General features: G+C 55.1%; 20 protein-coding genes. All 20 read left to right on the top strand.

The genetic code is table 11. The annotated features are described in order from the left end of the window. Nucleotides 1-49 precede the first annotated feature (49 nt). The 20 genes from rpoC to rpsN all read left to right on the top strand — a co-directional run bounded on the left by rpoC (nucleotide 50) and on the right by rpsN (nucleotide 15,533). Nucleotides 50-4,249 carry a DNA-directed RNA polymerase subunit beta' gene (rpoC, locus tag AC1RBR_RS24200; protein ID WP_027614261.1) on the top strand — a complete coding sequence of 1,400 codons (4,200 nt, stop codon included), beginning with the start codon at nucleotides 50-52 and terminating at the stop codon, nucleotides 4,247-4,249. Between the two features lie 215 nt (nucleotides 4,250-4,464). Next, on the top strand, nucleotides 4,465-4,836 hold the full coding sequence (rpsL, locus tag AC1RBR_RS24195; RefSeq protein WP_003186084.1) for a 30S ribosomal protein S12: 372 nt from the start codon (nucleotides 4,465-4,467) through the stop codon (nucleotides 4,834-4,836). Between the two features lie 107 nt (nucleotides 4,837-4,943). Next, entirely contained in the window at nucleotides 4,944-5,417 is a 474-nt protein-coding gene (gene rpsG, locus AC1RBR_RS24190) for a 30S ribosomal protein S7 (RefSeq protein WP_003228745.1), read from the top strand. A gap of 30 nt (nucleotides 5,418-5,447) precedes the next feature. Then, the gene (gene fusA / locus AC1RBR_RS24185) at nucleotides 5,448-7,553 is read left to right on the top strand and encodes an elongation factor G (protein WP_007962223.1); all 2,106 of its coding nucleotides are present in this window, start codon (nucleotides 5,448-5,450) and stop codon (nucleotides 7,551-7,553) included. Nucleotides 7,554-7,584: 31 nt separating this feature from the next. Next, the gene (gene tuf / locus AC1RBR_RS24180; RefSeq protein WP_024014521.1) at nucleotides 7,585-8,778 is read left to right on the top strand and encodes an elongation factor Tu; all 1,194 of its coding nucleotides are present in this window, start codon (nucleotides 7,585-7,587) and stop codon (nucleotides 8,776-8,778) included. Nucleotides 8,779-8,936: 158 nt separating this feature from the next. After that, nucleotides 8,937-9,248: a 30S ribosomal protein S10 gene (gene rpsJ / locus AC1RBR_RS24175; RefSeq protein ID WP_003186070.1), complete on the top strand. Its 312-nt coding sequence runs from the start codon at nucleotides 8,937-8,939 to the stop codon at nucleotides 9,246-9,248. A gap of 80 nt (nucleotides 9,249-9,328) precedes the next feature. Beyond that, the gene (rplC, locus tag AC1RBR_RS24170) at nucleotides 9,329-9,964 is read left to right on the top strand and encodes a 50S ribosomal protein L3 (RefSeq protein ID WP_003228738.1); all 636 of its coding nucleotides are present in this window, start codon (nucleotides 9,329-9,331) and stop codon (nucleotides 9,962-9,964) included. 12 nt (nucleotides 9,965-9,976) lie between these two features. Then, on the top strand, nucleotides 9,977-10,579 hold the full coding sequence (gene rplD / locus AC1RBR_RS24165; RefSeq protein WP_003228735.1) for a 50S ribosomal protein L4: 603 nt from the start codon (nucleotides 9,977-9,979) through the stop codon (nucleotides 10,577-10,579). Continuing rightward, complete coding sequence (gene rplW, locus AC1RBR_RS24160; RefSeq protein ID WP_002555488.1) at nucleotides 10,576-10,875, top strand: 50S ribosomal protein L23; 300 nt, start codon at nucleotides 10,576-10,578, stop codon at nucleotides 10,873-10,875. Before rplD ends, rplW begins: the two co-directional genes overlap by 4 nt. Before the next feature lie 14 nt (nucleotides 10,876-10,889). Further along, the gene (rplB, locus tag AC1RBR_RS24155) at nucleotides 10,890-11,714 is read left to right on the top strand and encodes a 50S ribosomal protein L2 (RefSeq protein ID WP_003228734.1); all 825 of its coding nucleotides are present in this window, start codon (nucleotides 10,890-10,892) and stop codon (nucleotides 11,712-11,714) included. A 16-nt stretch (nucleotides 11,715-11,730) separates the two neighbouring features. Then, entirely contained in the window at nucleotides 11,731-12,006 is a 276-nt protein-coding gene (rpsS, locus tag AC1RBR_RS24150; protein WP_003228731.1) for a 30S ribosomal protein S19, read from the top strand. Nucleotides 12,007-12,017: 11 nt separating this feature from the next. After that, complete coding sequence (gene rplV, locus AC1RBR_RS24145) at nucleotides 12,018-12,350, top strand: 50S ribosomal protein L22 (RefSeq protein ID WP_003103908.1); 333 nt, start codon at nucleotides 12,018-12,020, stop codon at nucleotides 12,348-12,350. 13 nt (nucleotides 12,351-12,363) lie between these two features. Beyond that, nucleotides 12,364-13,050 carry a 30S ribosomal protein S3 gene (rpsC, locus tag AC1RBR_RS24140; RefSeq protein ID WP_003176422.1) on the top strand — a complete coding sequence of 229 codons (687 nt, stop codon included), beginning with the start codon at nucleotides 12,364-12,366 and terminating at the stop codon, nucleotides 13,048-13,050. 12 nt (nucleotides 13,051-13,062) lie between these two features. Continuing rightward, complete coding sequence (rplP, locus tag AC1RBR_RS24135; protein WP_003228729.1) at nucleotides 13,063-13,476, top strand: 50S ribosomal protein L16; 414 nt, start codon at nucleotides 13,063-13,065, stop codon at nucleotides 13,474-13,476. Next, nucleotides 13,476-13,667: a 50S ribosomal protein L29 gene (gene rpmC / locus AC1RBR_RS24130; RefSeq protein WP_002555481.1), complete on the top strand. Its 192-nt coding sequence runs from the start codon at nucleotides 13,476-13,478 to the stop codon at nucleotides 13,665-13,667. Before rplP ends, rpmC begins: the two co-directional genes overlap by 1 nt. A gap of 2 nt (nucleotides 13,668-13,669) precedes the next feature. Continuing rightward, nucleotides 13,670-13,936 (top strand): 30S ribosomal protein S17, encoded by a 267-nt coding sequence (gene rpsQ / locus AC1RBR_RS24125; RefSeq protein WP_003194644.1) that lies wholly within the window; start codon nucleotides 13,670-13,672, stop codon nucleotides 13,934-13,936. A 23-nt stretch (nucleotides 13,937-13,959) separates the two neighbouring features. Next, the gene (gene rplN / locus AC1RBR_RS24120) at nucleotides 13,960-14,328 is read left to right on the top strand and encodes a 50S ribosomal protein L14 (protein WP_002555479.1); all 369 of its coding nucleotides are present in this window, start codon (nucleotides 13,960-13,962) and stop codon (nucleotides 14,326-14,328) included. A gap of 11 nt (nucleotides 14,329-14,339) precedes the next feature. Further along, on the top strand, nucleotides 14,340-14,654 hold the full coding sequence (gene rplX / locus AC1RBR_RS24115; RefSeq protein WP_003186046.1) for a 50S ribosomal protein L24: 315 nt from the start codon (nucleotides 14,340-14,342) through the stop codon (nucleotides 14,652-14,654). A 20-nt stretch (nucleotides 14,655-14,674) separates the two neighbouring features. Beyond that, nucleotides 14,675-15,214 carry a 50S ribosomal protein L5 gene (gene rplE / locus AC1RBR_RS24110; protein WP_003210069.1) on the top strand — a complete coding sequence of 180 codons (540 nt, stop codon included), beginning with the start codon at nucleotides 14,675-14,677 and terminating at the stop codon, nucleotides 15,212-15,214. A gap of 13 nt (nucleotides 15,215-15,227) precedes the next feature. Continuing rightward, nucleotides 15,228-15,533: a 30S ribosomal protein S14 gene (gene rpsN, locus AC1RBR_RS24105; protein WP_003228726.1), complete on the top strand. Its 306-nt coding sequence runs from the start codon at nucleotides 15,228-15,230 to the stop codon at nucleotides 15,531-15,533. The last annotated feature ends 33 nt before the right edge of the window (nucleotides 15,534-15,566 follow it).

The raw sequence follows: 15,566 nt of genomic DNA, 5'->3' as shown, positions 1-15,566 counted from the left end.
GAGAGCGGGGCAGGATTGCCCGCTCTCTGCTCCGCCAGGAGGAAAGGCCTTGAAAGACCTACTGAATTTGCTGAAAAACCAGGGTCAAGTCGAAGAGTTCGACGCCATCCGTATCGGATTGGCCTCGCCTGAGATGATCCGCTCGTGGTCGTTCGGTGAAGTTAAAAAGCCGGAAACCATCAACTACCGTACGTTCAAACCTGAGCGTGACGGTCTGTTCTGCGCCAAGATCTTTGGCCCGGTAAAGGATTACGAGTGCCTGTGCGGTAAGTACAAGCGCTTGAAGCACCGTGGTGTGATCTGCGAGAAGTGCGGTGTTGAAGTTGCACTGGCCAAGGTTCGTCGTGAGCGCATGGCGCACATCGAACTGGCTTCGCCGGTTGCCCATATCTGGTTCCTGAAATCGCTGCCGTCCCGTATCGGCTTGCTGATGGATATGACCCTGCGTGATATCGAACGCGTTCTCTACTTCGAGAGCTACGTCGTTATCGATCCAGGCATGACCACCCTTGAAAAAGGTCAGCTGCTGAACGACGAGCAGTACTTTGAAGCGCTGGAAGAGTTTGGTGATGACTTCGACGCCCGCATGGGTGCAGAAGCTGTCCGTGAACTGCTGCACGCTATCGACCTGGAGCACGAGATTGGTCGTCTGCGCGAAGAAATTCCGCAAACCAACTCGGAAACCAAGATCAAGAAGCTGTCCAAGCGTCTGAAGTTGATGGAAGCCTTCCAGGGTTCCGGCAACCTGCCAGAGTGGATGGTGCTGACCGTTCTGCCGGTTCTGCCGCCAGATCTGCGTCCACTGGTCCCGCTGGATGGCGGTCGTTTCGCGACTTCCGACCTCAACGATCTGTATCGTCGAGTGATCAACCGTAACAACCGTTTGAAGCGTCTGCTGGATCTGTCCGCTCCGGACATCATCGTGCGCAACGAAAAGCGTATGTTGCAGGAAGCTGTCGATGCACTGCTCGACAACGGTCGTCGTGGCCGCGCTATCACCGGTTCGAACAAGCGTCCTCTGAAATCCCTGGCTGACATGATCAAGGGTAAGCAGGGTCGTTTCCGTCAGAACTTGCTCGGTAAGCGTGTTGACTACTCCGGTCGTTCGGTAATTACCGTAGGTCCGACCCTGCGTCTGCACCAGTGCGGTCTGCCGAAGAAGATGGCTCTCGAGCTGTTCAAACCGTTCATTTTCGGCAAGCTGGAAATGCGTGGTCTCGCGACCACCATCAAAGCGGCCAAGAAAATGGTCGAGCGCGAGCTGCCAGAGGTTTGGGACGTTCTCGCTGAAGTGATTCGCGAACACCCGGTTCTTCTCAACCGTGCACCGACCCTTCACCGTCTGGGTATCCAGGCGTTTGAACCGGTACTGATCGAAGGTAAGGCTATCCAGCTGCACCCGCTGGTCTGCGCCGCGTACAACGCCGACTTCGACGGCGACCAAATGGCCGTGCACGTACCGCTGACGCTGGAAGCCCAGCTCGAAGCGCGTGCGTTGATGATGTCGACCAACAACATTCTGTCGCCAGCCAACGGTGAGCCAATCATCGTTCCGTCGCAGGACGTTGTATTGGGTCTGTACTACATGACTCGTGAAGCGATCAACGCCAAGGGCGAAGGTCGTGTATTCGCGGATCTGCAGGAAGTTGACCGTGTGTTCCGTGCCGGCGAAGCCGCACTGCACGCCAAGGTCAAGGTTCGTATCAACGAAACCGTCAACGACCGTGACGGCAACAGCGTGAGCAACACTCGTATCGTCGACACCACTGTCGGCCGTGCGCTGCTGTTCCAGGTTGTGCCGAAAGGTCTGTCGTACGATGTCGTCAACCTGCCAATGAAGAAAAAGGCGATCTCCAAGCTGATCAACCAGTGCTACCGCGTGGTTGGTCTGAAAGAGACCGTGATCTTCGCTGACCAGTTGATGTACACCGGTTTCGCTTACTCGACCATCTCCGGCGTTTCCATCGGTGTTAACGACTTCGTTATCCCGGACGAAAAAGCCCGCATCATCGGTGCAGCCACCGACGAAGTGAAAGAGATCGAGAGCCAGTACGCCTCCGGCCTGGTAACCCAGGGCGAGAAGTACAACAAAGTGATCGACCTTTGGTCGAAGGCGAACGACGAAGTTTCCAAGGCGATGATGGCCAACCTCTCGAAAGAGAAAGTCATCGACCGTCACGGCGATGAAGTCGATCAAGAGTCCTTCAACTCGATGTACATGATGGCCGACTCGGGTGCGCGGGGTTCCGCAGCACAGATTCGTCAGCTGGCCGGTATGCGTGGTCTGATGGCCAAGCCGGACGGTTCCATCATTGAAACGCCGATTACTGCGAACTTCCGTGAAGGTCTGAGCGTACTTCAGTACTTCATCTCGACTCACGGTGCTCGTAAAGGTCTGGCGGATACCGCGTTGAAAACTGCGAACTCCGGTTACCTGACTCGTCGTCTGGTAGACGTGGCGCAGGATCTGGTTGTAACCGAGATCGATTGCGGCACCGAACACGGTCTGCTGATGACTCCGCACATTGAAGGCGGTGACGTTGTAGAGCCGTTGGGTGAGCGCGTACTGGGTCGTGTTATTGCCCGTGACGTATTCAAGCCAGGCACCGAGGACGTCATCGTTCCTGCCGGTACCCTGGTAGACGAGAAGTGGGTCGAGTTCATCGAGCTGAACAGCATCGACGAAGTGATCGTGCGTTCGCCGATCAGCTGCGAAACCCGCTACGGTATTTGCGCCAAGTGCTACGGCCGTGATCTGGCTCGTGGTCACCAGGTGAACATCGGTGAAGCGGTCGGCGTCATCGCTGCCCAGTCCATCGGTGAGCCGGGTACCCAGCTGACGATGCGTACGTTCCACATCGGTGGTGCGGCAAGCCGTACTTCCGCAGCCGACAGCGTTCAGGTGAAGAATGGCGGTACTGTCCGTCTGCACAACCTGAAGCACGTTGAGCGTGTGGATGGCCACCTGGTTGCTGTGTCCCGTTCCGGTGAGCTGGCCATCGCTGATGACTTCGGTCGTGAGCGTGAGCGTTACAAGCTGCCGTACGGTGCTGTGATTTCGGTTAAAGAAGGTGACAAGGTCGACGCTGGCGCAATCGTGGCCAAGTGGGATCCGCACACTCACCCGATCGTTACCGAAATGAAAGGTACCGTGACCTACGTGGGCATGGAAGAAGGCATCACGATCAAGCGTCAGACTGACGAATTGACCGGTATGACCAACATTGAAGTACTCGACGCGAAAGATCGTCCAGCTGCCGGTAAGGAAATCCGTCCTGCAGTGAAGATGGTCGACGACAACGGCAAGGATCTGTTGCTGCCAGGCACTGACGTTATCGCTCAGTACTTCCTGCCAGCCAACGCTCTGGTCGGTGTTGCGGACGGTGCGAAGATCGCGATCGGTGATGTTATCGCTCGTATCCCGCAAGAAACTTCGAAGACCCGTGACATCACCGGTGGTCTGCCGCGTGTTGCCGACTTGTTCGAAGCTCGTCGTCCGAAAGAAGCGTCGATTCTGGCTGAAGTCAGCGGCACCATCGCGTTCGGTAAAGAGACCAAAGGCAAGCGCCGTCTGGTCATTACCCCGAACGACGGTAGCGATCCGTACGAAGAGCTGATTCCGAAGTGGCGTCACCTGAACGTGTTCGAAGGCGAACAGGTAAACCGCGGCGAAGTTATCTCCGACGGTCCAAGCGATCCGCACGACATCCTGCGTCTGCTGGGTGTGAGCGCGCTGGCCAAGTACATCGTGAACGAGATCCAGGACGTTTACCGTCTGCAAGGCGTGAAGATCAACGACAAGCACATCGAGACCATCCTGCGTCAGATGCTGCGTAAAGTTGAGATCTCCGAATCCGGCGATTCCAGCTTCATCAAGGGCGACCAGATGGAACTGACTCACGTACTGGTAGAGAACGAACGTCTGAGCGCAGAAGACAAGTTTGTCTCCAAGTTCACTCGCGTTCTGCTGGGTATCACCAAGGCGTCGTTGTCCACCGAATCGTTCATCTCGGCGGCTTCCTTCCAGGAAACCACTCGCGTACTGACCGAAGCGGCAGTCACCGGCAAGCGCGACTATCTGCGCGGCCTGAAAGAAAACGTGGTTGTGGGTCGTCTGATCCCGGCCGGTACCGGTCTGGCATATCACAGCGAGCGCAAGCGTCGTCGTGATGCAGACAAGCCGTTGCGCGTAAGCGCCAGTGAAGTGGAAGCAGCACTGACCGAAGCGTTGAACTCGAGCGGTAACTGAGTTCTGCGGTAACTAAGCTGAGGCCCTGATCGCTCCGTTCGTCGAATCGAGACAAATTGTCAAGGTTCGACGGGCGGGGAGGTCGGGGCCTTGCCTTGACTGGGGACAAGATCCTCTTTAGACTCTTGATCCCCTAAATTTGGCGGGAATCCGTTCCTGTCATTTTGCTTTTCTTGCAAGACAATAGCGTCGCAAGACAACAGTGGAGCTAGTAGATGGCAACTATCAACCAGCTGGTACGTCAGCCGCGTAAGCGTATCGTCGAGAAATCCGACGTGCCTGCGCTGCAGAACTGCCCGCAACGTCGTGGCGTGTGCACCCGTGTGTACACCACTACGCCGAAAAAACCTAACTCGGCACTGCGTAAAGTATGCCGTGTGCGTCTGACCAACGGTTTCGAGGTTTCCTCGTACATCGGTGGTGAAGGCCACAACCTGCAAGAGCACAGCGTGGTACTGATCCGCGGCGGTCGTGTAAAAGACTTGCCAGGTGTTCGTTACCACACCGTTCGCGGCTCCTTGGATACTTCCGGCGTTAAAGGCCGTAACCAGGGTCGTTCGAAGTACGGTACCAAGCGTCCGAAGTAATCGGTCGTTTTGCAGATTTTCATTTTATTGAGTCGATAAGAGTAAGGTCGGGCTTGCATCCAATGGATCTGTCCCGAACTAACCTGAAGACCGCTTGAGGGCTTATCATGCCAAGACGTCGCGTAGCAGCAAAGCGTGAGATTCTGGACGATCCGAAATACGGAAGCCAGATCCTCGCCAAATTCATGAACCACGTTATGGAAAGCGGCAAGAAAGCCGTTGCCGAGCGTATCGTTTATGGTGCCCTGGAAACCGTGAAGGCTCGTAAGGCCGGCACCGATCCCCTGGAACTCTTCGAAAAAGCACTCGACGCCATCGCTCCGCTGGTCGAAGTGAAGTCGCGCCGCGTTGGTGGTGCTACTTACCAGGTTCCGGTCGAGGTTCGTCCTTCCCGCCGTAACGCTCTGGCAATGCGCTGGTTGGTAGACTTCGCCCGTAAGCGTGGCGAGAAGTCTATGGCTCTGCGCTTGGCTGGCGAACTGCTGGATGCTGCTGAAGGTAAAGGTGCTGCTGTTAAGAAGCGTGAAGACGTGCACCGTATGGCCGAAGCCAACAAAGCTTTCTCGCACTACCGCTTCTAATTTTAGCTTCACTAATTTTGCGAGGGCTTTATGGCTCGTACTACTCCGATTAGTCGCTACCGTAACATCGGTATCGTCGCTCACGTGGATGCTGGTAAAACCACCACCACCGAGCGCGTCCTTTTTTACACTGGCAAAAGTCACAAAATGGGCGAGGTGCATGACGGCGCCGCGACCACAGACTGGATGGTTCAGGAGCAGGAGCGTGGTATTACCATTACTTCTGCTGCCATTACCGCCTTCTGGAAAGGTTCCGAGAAGCAGTATCCTCACGAACACCGCTTCAACGTCATCGATACCCCGGGCCACGTAGACTTCACCATTGAAGTCGAACGTTCCCTGCGCGTACTCGACGGCGCTGTCGTTGTATTCTGCGGTACTTCGGGTGTTGAGCCGCAGTCGGAAACCGTATGGCGTCAGGCCAACAAATACGGCGTTCCACGTCTTGTTTACGTAAACAAGATGGACCGTGCCGGTGCCAACTTCCTGCGCGTGATCGGTCAGATCAAGCAGCGTCTGGGTCACACTCCGGTGCCGATTCAGCTCGCTATCGGTTCGGAAGACAACTTCCAGGGCCAGATCGACCTGATCAACATGCAGGCTGTTTACTGGAACGACTCCGACAAGGGTATGGTTCCTGTTCGCAAGGAAATCCCTGCGGACATGCTCGAGCTGGCTACTGAGTGGCGCAGCAACATGGTTGAGGCTGCGGCCGAAGCCAGTGAAGAGCTGATGAACAAGTACCTGGAAGGCGAAGAGCTGTCGATCGAAGAGATCAAGGCCGCTCTGCGTCAGCGCACTATCGCTGGCGAAATCGTTCTGGCTGTGTGCGGTTCGTCGTTCAAGAACAAGGGCGTTCCCCTGGTTCTCGACGCCGTTATCGACTTCCTGCCTGCTCCAACCGACATTCCAGCTATCAAGGGCTCGAACCCTGATAACGAGGAAGAGGAAATGGAGCGTCACGCAAGTGACGACGAGCCGTTCGCGGCACTGGCGTTCAAAATCGCTACCGACCCATTCGTGGGTACCTTGACCTTCGTCCGTGTTTACTCGGGCGTGTTGAACTCCGGCGACGGCGTGATCAACTCGGTTAAAGGCAAGAAAGAGCGCGTGGGTCGTATGGTGCAAATGCACGCAAACGCCCGTGAAGAGATCAAGGAAGTACGCGCTGGCGACATCGCGGCCCTGATCGGCATGAAGGACGTCACCACTGGTGAAACCCTCTGCAACGCTGACAAGCCAATCATCCTGGTTCGCATGGACTTCCCGGAGCCGGTTATTTCGGTTGCCGTAGAGCCTAAGACCAAGGATGACCAGGAAAAAATGGGTATCGCACTGGGCAAGCTGGCTCAGGAAGACCCGTCTTTCCGCGTTAAAACTGATGAAGAGACTGGTCAAACGATCATCTCCGGCATGGGCGAGTTGCACCTGGACATCCTGGTTGACCGGATGCGCCGTGAGTTCAACGTCGAAGCCAACATCGGCAAGCCTCAGGTTTCGTATCGTGAGCGCATCACGAAGAACTGTGAAATCGAAGGCAAGTTCGTTCGTCAGTCCGGTGGTCGCGGCCAGTTCGGTCACTGCTGGATCCGTTTTGCTCCTGCTGATGAAGGTCAGGAAGGTCTGCAATTCGTGAACGAAGTTGTAGGTGGTGTGGTTCCTAAGGAATACATCCCGGCTATCCAGAAGGGTATCGAAGAGCAGATGAAGAACGGCGTTGTTGCCGGCTATCCGCTGATCGGCCTGAAGGCTACCGTGTTCGATGGTTCTTACCACGACGTCGACTCCAACGAGATGGCGTTTAAAGTGGCTGCTTCCATGGCGACCAAGCAACTGGCCCAGAAGGGCGGTGGTGAGTTGCTCGAGCCGATCATGGCGGTAGAGGTTGTTACGCCTGAAGACTATATGGGTGATGTAATGGGCGACCTTAACCGTCGTCGCGGCATGATCCAGGGTATGGAAGACACAGTGTCCGGCAAGGTTATCCGTGCCGAGGTTCCACTGGGTGAGATGTTCGGTTATGCGACCGACGTTCGTTCCATGTCCCAGGGTCGCGCAAGCTACTCTATGGAATTCAAAAAATACGATACGGCTCCGTCGCACATCGTCGAATCCGTAACCAAAAAACAAGGCTGATTCAGCCCCTTTAGGCTAGGAGTTAATTGTCGTGGCTAAAGAAAAATTTGATCGTTCCCTACCGCACGTCAACGTTGGCACCATCGGTCACGTTGACCACGGTAAAACCACTCTGACCGCTGCTCTGACTCGCGTCTGCTCCGAAGTTTTCGGTTCGGCCGTAGTTGAATTCGACAAGATCGACAGCGCTCCAGAAGAAAAAGCTCGCGGTATCACCATCAACACCGCTCACGTTGAGTACAACTCGACTATTCGTCACTACGCTCACGTTGACTGCCCAGGTCACGCTGACTACGTGAAGAACATGATCACCGGTGCTGCTCAGATGGACGGCGCGATCCTGGTTTGCTCGGCCGCTGATGGTCCGATGCCACAAACCCGTGAGCACATCCTGCTGTCCCGTCAGGTAGGCGTTCCGTACATCGTGGTTTTCCTGAACAAGGCTGACCTGGTAGACGACGCTGAGCTGCTGGAACTGGTTGAGATGGAAGTTCGCGACCTGCTGTCCACCTATGACTTCCCAGGCGACGACACTCCGATCATCATCGGTTCGGCTCGTATGGCGCTGGAAGGCAAAGACGACAACGAAATGGGCACCACTGCCGTTCGTAAACTGGTTGAAACTCTGGATACCTACATCCCAGAACCAGTTCGTATGATCGACAAGCCATTCCTGATGCCAATCGAAGACGTATTCTCGATCTCGGGTCGCGGTACTGTTGTGACTGGTCGTATCGAGCGCGGTATCGTTCGCGTTCAAGATGCACTGGAAATCGTTGGTCTGCGTGACACCACCACCACCACCTGCACCGGTGTTGAGATGTTCCGCAAGCTGCTCGACGAAGGTCGTGCTGGCGAGAACTGCGGCGTTCTGCTGCGTGGTACCAAGCGTGACGACGTTGAGCGTGGTCAGGTTCTGGTTAAGCCAGGTTCGGTTAAGCCGCACACCAAGTTCACCGCAGAAGTTTACGTTCTGAGCAAGGAAGAAGGCGGTCGTCACACTCCGTTCTTCAAAGGCTACCGTCCACAGTTCTACTTCCGTACTACTGACGTGACTGGTAACTGCGAGCTGCCAGAAGGCGTTGAAATGGTAATGCCAGGTGACAACATTCAGATGACTGTTACCCTGATCAAAACCATCGCGATGGAAGACGGTCTGCGTTTCGCTATCCGTGAAGGCGGTCGTACCGTCGGCGCTGGCGTCGTAGCAAAAATCATCGAGTAATTCTCTTTTATAGAGTCTGCTTGATGAAGTGAAAAAGCCCCCGCTCAGCGGGGGCTTTTTTATTGGGTTGACACCTATCTGGGGCGTCTATAGAATTGCGCCTCCTTTTAACGGGCGTATTGCGCCCGGTGGGAATAGCAGCCGGAGTCTGAAATCCAATGCAAAATCAGCAAATCCGTATCAGGTTGAAGGCTTTCGACCATCGCCTGATCGACCAATCAACCCAGGAAATCGTGGAAACCGCGAAACGTACTGGTGCTCAAGTGCGTGGTCCAATTCCACTGCCTACCCGTAAAGAGCGGTTCACCGTTCTGGTTTCTCCGCACGTCAACAAAGACGCACGTGACCAGTACGAAATCCGCACTCATAAGCGCGTTCTGGACATCGTCCAGCCAACGGATAAAACCGTTGATGCTCTTATGAAGCTTGATCTTGCGGCCGGTGTGGAAGTGCAGATCAGCCTCGGCTAAGACTCGGTCTTGGTCGTGTAACGCTCTGAAATGGGCGGCCATAGCGGGTGAAAGCCCCGTACACTCATGAGGTTTACAACATGACTATTGGTGTAGTCGGTCGTAAATGCGGTATGACCCGTATTTTCACCGAAGAAGGTGTCTCCATTCCGGTCACGGTCATTGAGATCGAGCCGAATCGCGTCACCCAGTTCAAAACTGAAGAGACCGATGGCTATCGTGCAGTGCAAGTCACTGTCGGCGAGCGTCGTGCTTCGCGTGTAACAGCAGCTCAAGCTGGTCACTTCGCCAAGGCGAACGTAGCCGCTGGTCGCACCACCATGGAATTCCGTCTTGAAGAAGGCGAGTACCAGGCTGGCGATCTGATCAACGCTGAAATCTTCGCCGCTGGTCAACTGGTTGATGTAACCGGTCAGTCCAAGGGTAAAGGCTTCCAGGGTACGATCAAGCGTTGGAATTTCCGCGGGCAAGATAACACCCACGGTAACTCCGTATCCCACCGCGTCCCAGGCTCTATCGGCCAGTGCCAGACTCCTGGTCGTGTATTCAAGGGCAAAAAAATGTCCGGTCATATGGGCGCTGAGCGCGTGACCGTGCAGTCCCTGGAAGTAGTGCGCGTGGACGCTGAACGCAATCTGTTGTTGGTCAAGGGCGCTGTTCCTGGCGCTACTGGCGGCAACCTGGTTGTACGTCCAGCAGCCAAGGCTCGCGGTTAAGGGGAAGCTGACATGCAATTAAATGTAAATGACGCTCAAGCGATCGAAGTTTCCGAACTGACATTTGGCGGCGAGTTCAACGAGACGCTGGTTCACCAAGCAGTCGTGGCCTACATGGCCGGCGGCCGTCAAGGTAGCAAGCAGCAAAAGACCCGTTCCGACGTTCGTGGTGGCGGCAAGCGCCCATGGCGTCAGAAAGGTACTGGCCGTGCTCGTGCCGGTACTATCCGTAGCCCAATCTGGCGTGGCGGCGGTACCACTTTCGCAGCTCGTCCACAGGATCACTCCCAGAAGCTGAACAAGAAGATGTATCGCGCAGCAATGCGTTCCATCCTTGCTGAGCTGGTGCGTACTGATCGTCTGGTCGTGGTTCAGGATTTCGCTGTTGAAACTCCGAAAACCAAAGATCTGCTGGGCAAGCTGAACAACATGAGCCTGACCGATGTTCTCATCGTGTCGGACGCTGTTGATCAGAACCTGTACCTGGCTGCTCGTAACCTGCCACACGTAGATGTACGTGATGTGCAAGGTTCCGATCCAGTTAGTCTGATCGCATACGACAAGGTGTTGATCACCGTGTCGGCCGTGAAGAAATTCGAGGAGCTGCTGGGATGAACCAGGAACGCGTATTTAAAGTTCTGCTTGGCCCGCACGTTTCCGAGAAGGCTACGGTTCTGGCAGACAAGAAAGGCCAGTTCGTTTTCAAGGTTGCTACTGATGCAACCAAGCTGGAAATCAAGAAGGCCGTCGAAAGCCTGTTCAGCGTGAAAGTAGAGCGCGTCACTACCCTGAACGTTCTGGGTAAGAGCAAGCGCACTGCTCGCGGTCTGGGCAAGCGTAATGACTGGAAGAAGGCAGTTATCTCCCTTCAGCCAGGCCAAGATCTCGATTTCAGCAGCAGTGCTGAGTAAGGAAGGGGTGCATCATGGCAATCGTTAAATGCAAACCGACTTCCCCTGGCCGCCGTTTTGTGGTCAAGGTGGTCAACCAGGAGCTGCATAAAGGCGCTCCTCACGCACCGCTGCTCGAGAAAAAATCGAAGACTGGTGGTCGTAACAACAATGGCCGTATTACCACTCGTCACATCGGTGGTGGTCATAAGCAGCATTACCGTATGGTCGATTTCCGTCGCAACGACAAAGATGGCATCGTCGCCACTGTCGAGCGTATCGAATACGATCCAAACCGTACTGCTCACATCGCACTGCTCTGCTACGCAGACGGCGAGCGTCGCTACATCATCGCCCCTAAAGGCGTGAGTGCTGGCGACCAGCTGATCGCAGGCGCTCTGGCTCCAATCAAGCCAGGCAACGCTCTGCAACTGCGCAACATTCCAGTCGGTTCTACCGTACACGGCATCGAACTGAAGCCAGGTAAAGGCGCACAGATCGCTCGTTCCGCTGGTGCTTCGGCTCAGCTGATCGCTCGTGAAGGCGTGTACGTTACCCTGCGTCTGCGTTCCGGTGAAATGCGTAAAGTCCTGGCTGAATGCCGTGCGACTCTGGGCGAAGTCTCGAACTCCGAGCATAGCCTGCGTTCGCTGGGTAAAGCTGGTGCCAAACGCTGGCGTGGCGTTCGCCCAACCGTTCGTGGTGTTGCCATGAACCCGGTTGACCACCCACATGGTGGTGGTGAAGGTCGTACCTCTGGTGGTCGTCATCCGGTATCGCCATGGGGCTTCCCGACTAAGGGCGCGAAGACTCGTGGTAATAAGCGTACCGACAAAATGATCGTCCGTCGTCGCAAGTAAATAGAGGGATACGACAGTGCCACGTTCTCTGAAAAAAGGTCCTTTTATTGATCTTCACCTACTGAAGAAGATCGAAGTGGCGGCGGAAAAGAACGATCGCAAACCAATTAAGACTTGGTCGCGTCGTTCGATGATCCTGCCACAAATGGTCGGTCTGACCATCGCAGTACACAACGGCCGTCAGCACGTCCCAGTTCTCGTGAACGAAGACATGGTTGGCCATAAACTGGGCGAGTTCGCCGGTACCCGCACTTATCGTGGGCACGTGGCTGACAAGAAAGCCAAGCGTTAAGGGGTAAGGAAATGGAAGTAGCCGCTAAGTTGTCGGGCGCTCGAATCTCCGCCCAGAAAGCCCGCTTGGTCGCCGACCAGATCCGCGGGAAGAAGGTGGGCGAAGCGCTCAACCTGTTGGCTTTCAGCAGTAAGAAAGCCGCCGAGATCATGAAGAAAGTGCTGGAGTCGGCCGTAGCCAACGCCGAGCATAACGAAGGCGCAGACGTTGATGACCTGAAGGTCAGCACCGTTTTCGTCAACGAAGGGCGTTCGCTGAAGCGCATCATGCCACGTGCCAAAGGCCGTGCTGATCGCATCGTCAAGCGGTCTTGCCATATCACTGTCAAGGTTGCTGACAAGTAACGGAGTCGAAGAGATGGGTCAGAAAGTACATCCCATTGGCATTCGCCTGGGAATCGTCAAGGAGCACACCTCCGTCTGGTACGCAGACGGTCGGACTTATGCGGACTACTTGTTCGCAGATCTGAAAGTGCGTGAGTATCTCCAAGACAAACTAAAAAGCGCGTCCGTAAGCCGTATCGATATCCATCGTCCGGCCCAAACTGCACGCATCACCATCCACACCGCTCGTCCAGGTATCGTTATCGGGAAGAAAGGTGAAGATGTTGAGAAACTGCGTCAGGACCTGACCAAGCAAATGGGTGTGCCTGTGCACATCAATATCGAAGAGATCCGCAAGCCGGAGCTCGACGGTATGCTGGTTGCGCAGAGCGTAGCTCAGCAGCTGGAGCGTCGTGTAATGTTCCGTCGCGCGATGAAGCGCGCAGTACAGAACGCCATGCGCATTGGTGCCAAAGGCATCAAAATCCAAGTGAGCGGTCGTCTCGGCGGTGCTGAAATCGCACGTACTGAATGGTATCGCGAAGGTCGTGTGCCACTGCACACCCTGCGTGCCGACATCGACTATGCCAACTACGAAGCTCACACCACTTACGGTGTGATCGGTGTAAAGGTTTGGATCTTCAAAGGCGAAGTAATTGGTGGTCGCCAAGAAGAGCTGAAGCCACAAGCACCAGCGCCTCGTAAAAAAGCTGCTAAGTAAGGGGTACGCCAAATGTTGCAACCAAAGCGTACGAAGTTCCGCAAGCAGATGACCGGCCACAACCGTGGTCTGGCACTGCGCGGTAGCAAAGTCAGCTTCGGCGAGTTCGCGCTGAAGTCTGTTGCTCGTGGTCGTCTCACCGCTCGTCAGATCGAGTCAGCACGTCGTGCTCTGACCCGTCACGTAAAACGTGGCGGCAAGATCTGGATCCGTGTATTCCCGGACAAGCCGATCTCCAAAAAACCTCTCGAGGTTCGTATGGGTAAAGGTAAGGGTAACGTGGAGTACTGGGTTGCCCAGATTCAGCCAGGCAAAGTCCTGTATGAAATCGAGGGTGTTTCTGAAGAGCTGGCGCGTGAGGCTTTCGCCCTGGCTGCTGCAAAGCTGCCGCTCGCCACCTCCTTTGTTAAACGGACGGTGATGTGATGAAAGCGAATGAACTTCGTGAAAAATCCGCACAGCAGCTGAACGAGCAACTGCTCGGCTTGCTGCGCGACCAGTTCAATCTGCGCATGCAGAAAGCAACTGGCCAGTTGGGGCAGTCTCATCTGCTCTCGCAAGTTAAGCGTGACATCGCTCGCGTGAAGACTGTGCTCAACCAGCAGGCAGGTAAGTGATCATGGCTGAAGCCGAAAAAACTGTCCGTACGCTGACTGGCCGTGTTGTCAGCGACAAGATGGACAAAACCATCACCGTTCTGATCGAGCGTCGCGTTAAGCACCCGATCTACGGTAAATACGTTAAGCGTTCGACTAAGCTGCACGCGCACGACGAAACCAATCAGTGCCACATCGGCGACAAAGTCACTATTCGTGAAACTCGTCCGATGGCCAAGACCAAGTCTTGGGCGCTGGTTGATGTTCTCGAACGCGCTGTGGAAGTCTAAGGGCTAGGGGTCGGAGAAATTATATGATTCAGACTCAATCCATGCTCGATGTGGCCGATAACAGCGGCGCTCGCCGCGTTATGTGCATCAAGGTGCTGGGTGGCTCCCATCGTCGTTACGCTGGTATCGGTGACATCATCAAAGTTACCGTGAAGGAAGCAATTCCTCGCGGTAAAGTGAAAAAAGGCCAAGTGATGACTGCTGTTGTAGTCCGCACTCGTCACGGCGTACGTCGTGCTGATGGCTCCATTATCCGCTTTGATGGCAACGCTGCTGTTCTTCTGAACAACAAGCAAGAGCCGATCGGCACCCGTATCTTTGGGCCAGTGACCCGTGAACTTCGTACTGAGAAGTTCATGAAGATCGTCTCGCTCGCCCCAGAAGTGCTGTAAGGAGATCCGACATGCAAAAGATTCGTCGTGACGACGAGATCATCGTGATCGCCGGCAAAGACAAAGGTAAGCGCGGTAAGGTGCTGAAGGTTCTTGCTGACAACCGTCTGGTTGTTGGTGGTCTGAACCTGGTCAAGCGTCATACCAAGCCTAACCCGATGTCGGGCGTACAGGGCGGTATCGTCGAGAAAGAAGCGCCACTGCACGCTTCCAACGTCGCCATCTTCAACGGCGAAACCAACAAGGCTGACCGCGTTGGTTTCAAAGTAGAAGACGGTAAGAAAATTCGTGTCTTCAAGTCGACCCAAAAAGCGGTTGATGCTTGAACACTGCTAGGTAGAAGACCATGGCACGACTAAAAGAGATTTACCGGAAGGAAATCGCTCCGAAACTTAAGGAAGAACTTAAGCTTTCGAACGTGATGGAAGTTCCGCGCGTTACCAAAATCACCCTGAACATGGGTCTGGGCGAAGCGATCGGCGACAAAAAAGTCATCGAGCACGCTGTTGCTGACCTGGAAAAGATCACCGGCCAAAAAGTCGTTGTGACCTACGCTCGTAAATCCATCGCTGGCTTTAAAGTCCGTGAAGGATGGCCGATCGGCGTCAAAGTGACTCTGCGCCGTGAGCGTATGTACGAGTTCCTGGATCGTCTGCTGTCGATCTCCCTGCCTCGGGTTCGCGACTTCCGCGGCCTGAATGCCAAGTCCTTTGATGGTCGTGGCAACTACAGCATGGGCGTGAAAGAGCAGATCATTTTCCCGGAAATCGACTACGACAAGATCGATGCTCTCCGCGGTCTGGACATTACCCTGACCACCACTGCCAAGAACGATGATGAAGGCCGCGCTCTGCTGCGTGCTTTCAAATTCCCGTTCCGCAACTGATTGGAGTAGGAAAATGGCCAAGAAGAGCATGAAAAACCGTGAGCTGAAGCGTCAGCTTACTGTTGCCAAGTACGCCACCAAGCGTGCAGCGCTGAAAGCTATCATCGTTGATCTGAACGCAAGTCCAGAAGCGCGTTGGGAAGCTACCGTAGCTCTGCAGAAGCAACCACGTGACGCAAGCGCTTCGCGCATGCGTAACCGTTGCCGCCTGACTGGTCGCCCGCACGGCGTTTACCGCAAGTTCGGCCTGGGCCGTAACAAACTGCGTGAAGCGGCAATGCGTGGTGACGTTCCAGGTCTGGTTAAAGCCAGCTGGTAATCGCTGTCAAAGCCTTGATGGTCGGGGTCGCAA

This window comes from Pseudomonas sp. GW823-FHT01D03 (assembly GCF_058798255.1).
The sequence above is the reverse complement of the archived record's forward strand: the minus strand, read 5'-3'. Positions and strand labels throughout refer to the sequence as shown.

Coding starts and splice junctions, on each gene's coding strand:
- rpsL (WP_003186084.1), top strand. CDS start 4,465: ATGGCAACTATCAACCAGCTGGTACGTCAGCCGCGTAAGCGTATCGTC.
- rpsG (WP_003228745.1), top strand. CDS start 4,944: ATGCCAAGACGTCGCGTAGCAGCAAAGCGTGAGATTCTGGACGATCCG.
- fusA (WP_007962223.1), top strand. CDS start 5,448: ATGGCTCGTACTACTCCGATTAGTCGCTACCGTAACATCGGTATCGTC.
- rpsJ (WP_003186070.1), top strand. CDS start 8,937: ATGCAAAATCAGCAAATCCGTATCAGGTTGAAGGCTTTCGACCATCGC.
- rplC (WP_003228738.1), top strand. CDS start 9,329: ATGACTATTGGTGTAGTCGGTCGTAAATGCGGTATGACCCGTATTTTC.
- rplD (WP_003228735.1), top strand. CDS start 9,977: ATGCAATTAAATGTAAATGACGCTCAAGCGATCGAAGTTTCCGAACTG.
- rplW (WP_002555488.1), top strand. CDS start 10,576: ATGAACCAGGAACGCGTATTTAAAGTTCTGCTTGGCCCGCACGTTTCC.
- rplB (WP_003228734.1), top strand. CDS start 10,890: ATGGCAATCGTTAAATGCAAACCGACTTCCCCTGGCCGCCGTTTTGTG.
- rplV (WP_003103908.1), top strand. CDS start 12,018: ATGGAAGTAGCCGCTAAGTTGTCGGGCGCTCGAATCTCCGCCCAGAAA.
- rpsC (WP_003176422.1), top strand. CDS start 12,364: ATGGGTCAGAAAGTACATCCCATTGGCATTCGCCTGGGAATCGTCAAG.
- rplP (WP_003228729.1), top strand. CDS start 13,063: ATGTTGCAACCAAAGCGTACGAAGTTCCGCAAGCAGATGACCGGCCAC.
- rpmC (WP_002555481.1), top strand. CDS start 13,476: ATGAAAGCGAATGAACTTCGTGAAAAATCCGCACAGCAGCTGAACGAG.
- rpsQ (WP_003194644.1), top strand. CDS start 13,670: ATGGCTGAAGCCGAAAAAACTGTCCGTACGCTGACTGGCCGTGTTGTC.
- rplN (WP_002555479.1), top strand. CDS start 13,960: ATGATTCAGACTCAATCCATGCTCGATGTGGCCGATAACAGCGGCGCT.
- rplX (WP_003186046.1), top strand. CDS start 14,340: ATGCAAAAGATTCGTCGTGACGACGAGATCATCGTGATCGCCGGCAAA.
- rplE (WP_003210069.1), top strand. CDS start 14,675: ATGGCACGACTAAAAGAGATTTACCGGAAGGAAATCGCTCCGAAACTT.
- rpsN (WP_003228726.1), top strand. CDS start 15,228: ATGGCCAAGAAGAGCATGAAAAACCGTGAGCTGAAGCGTCAGCTTACT.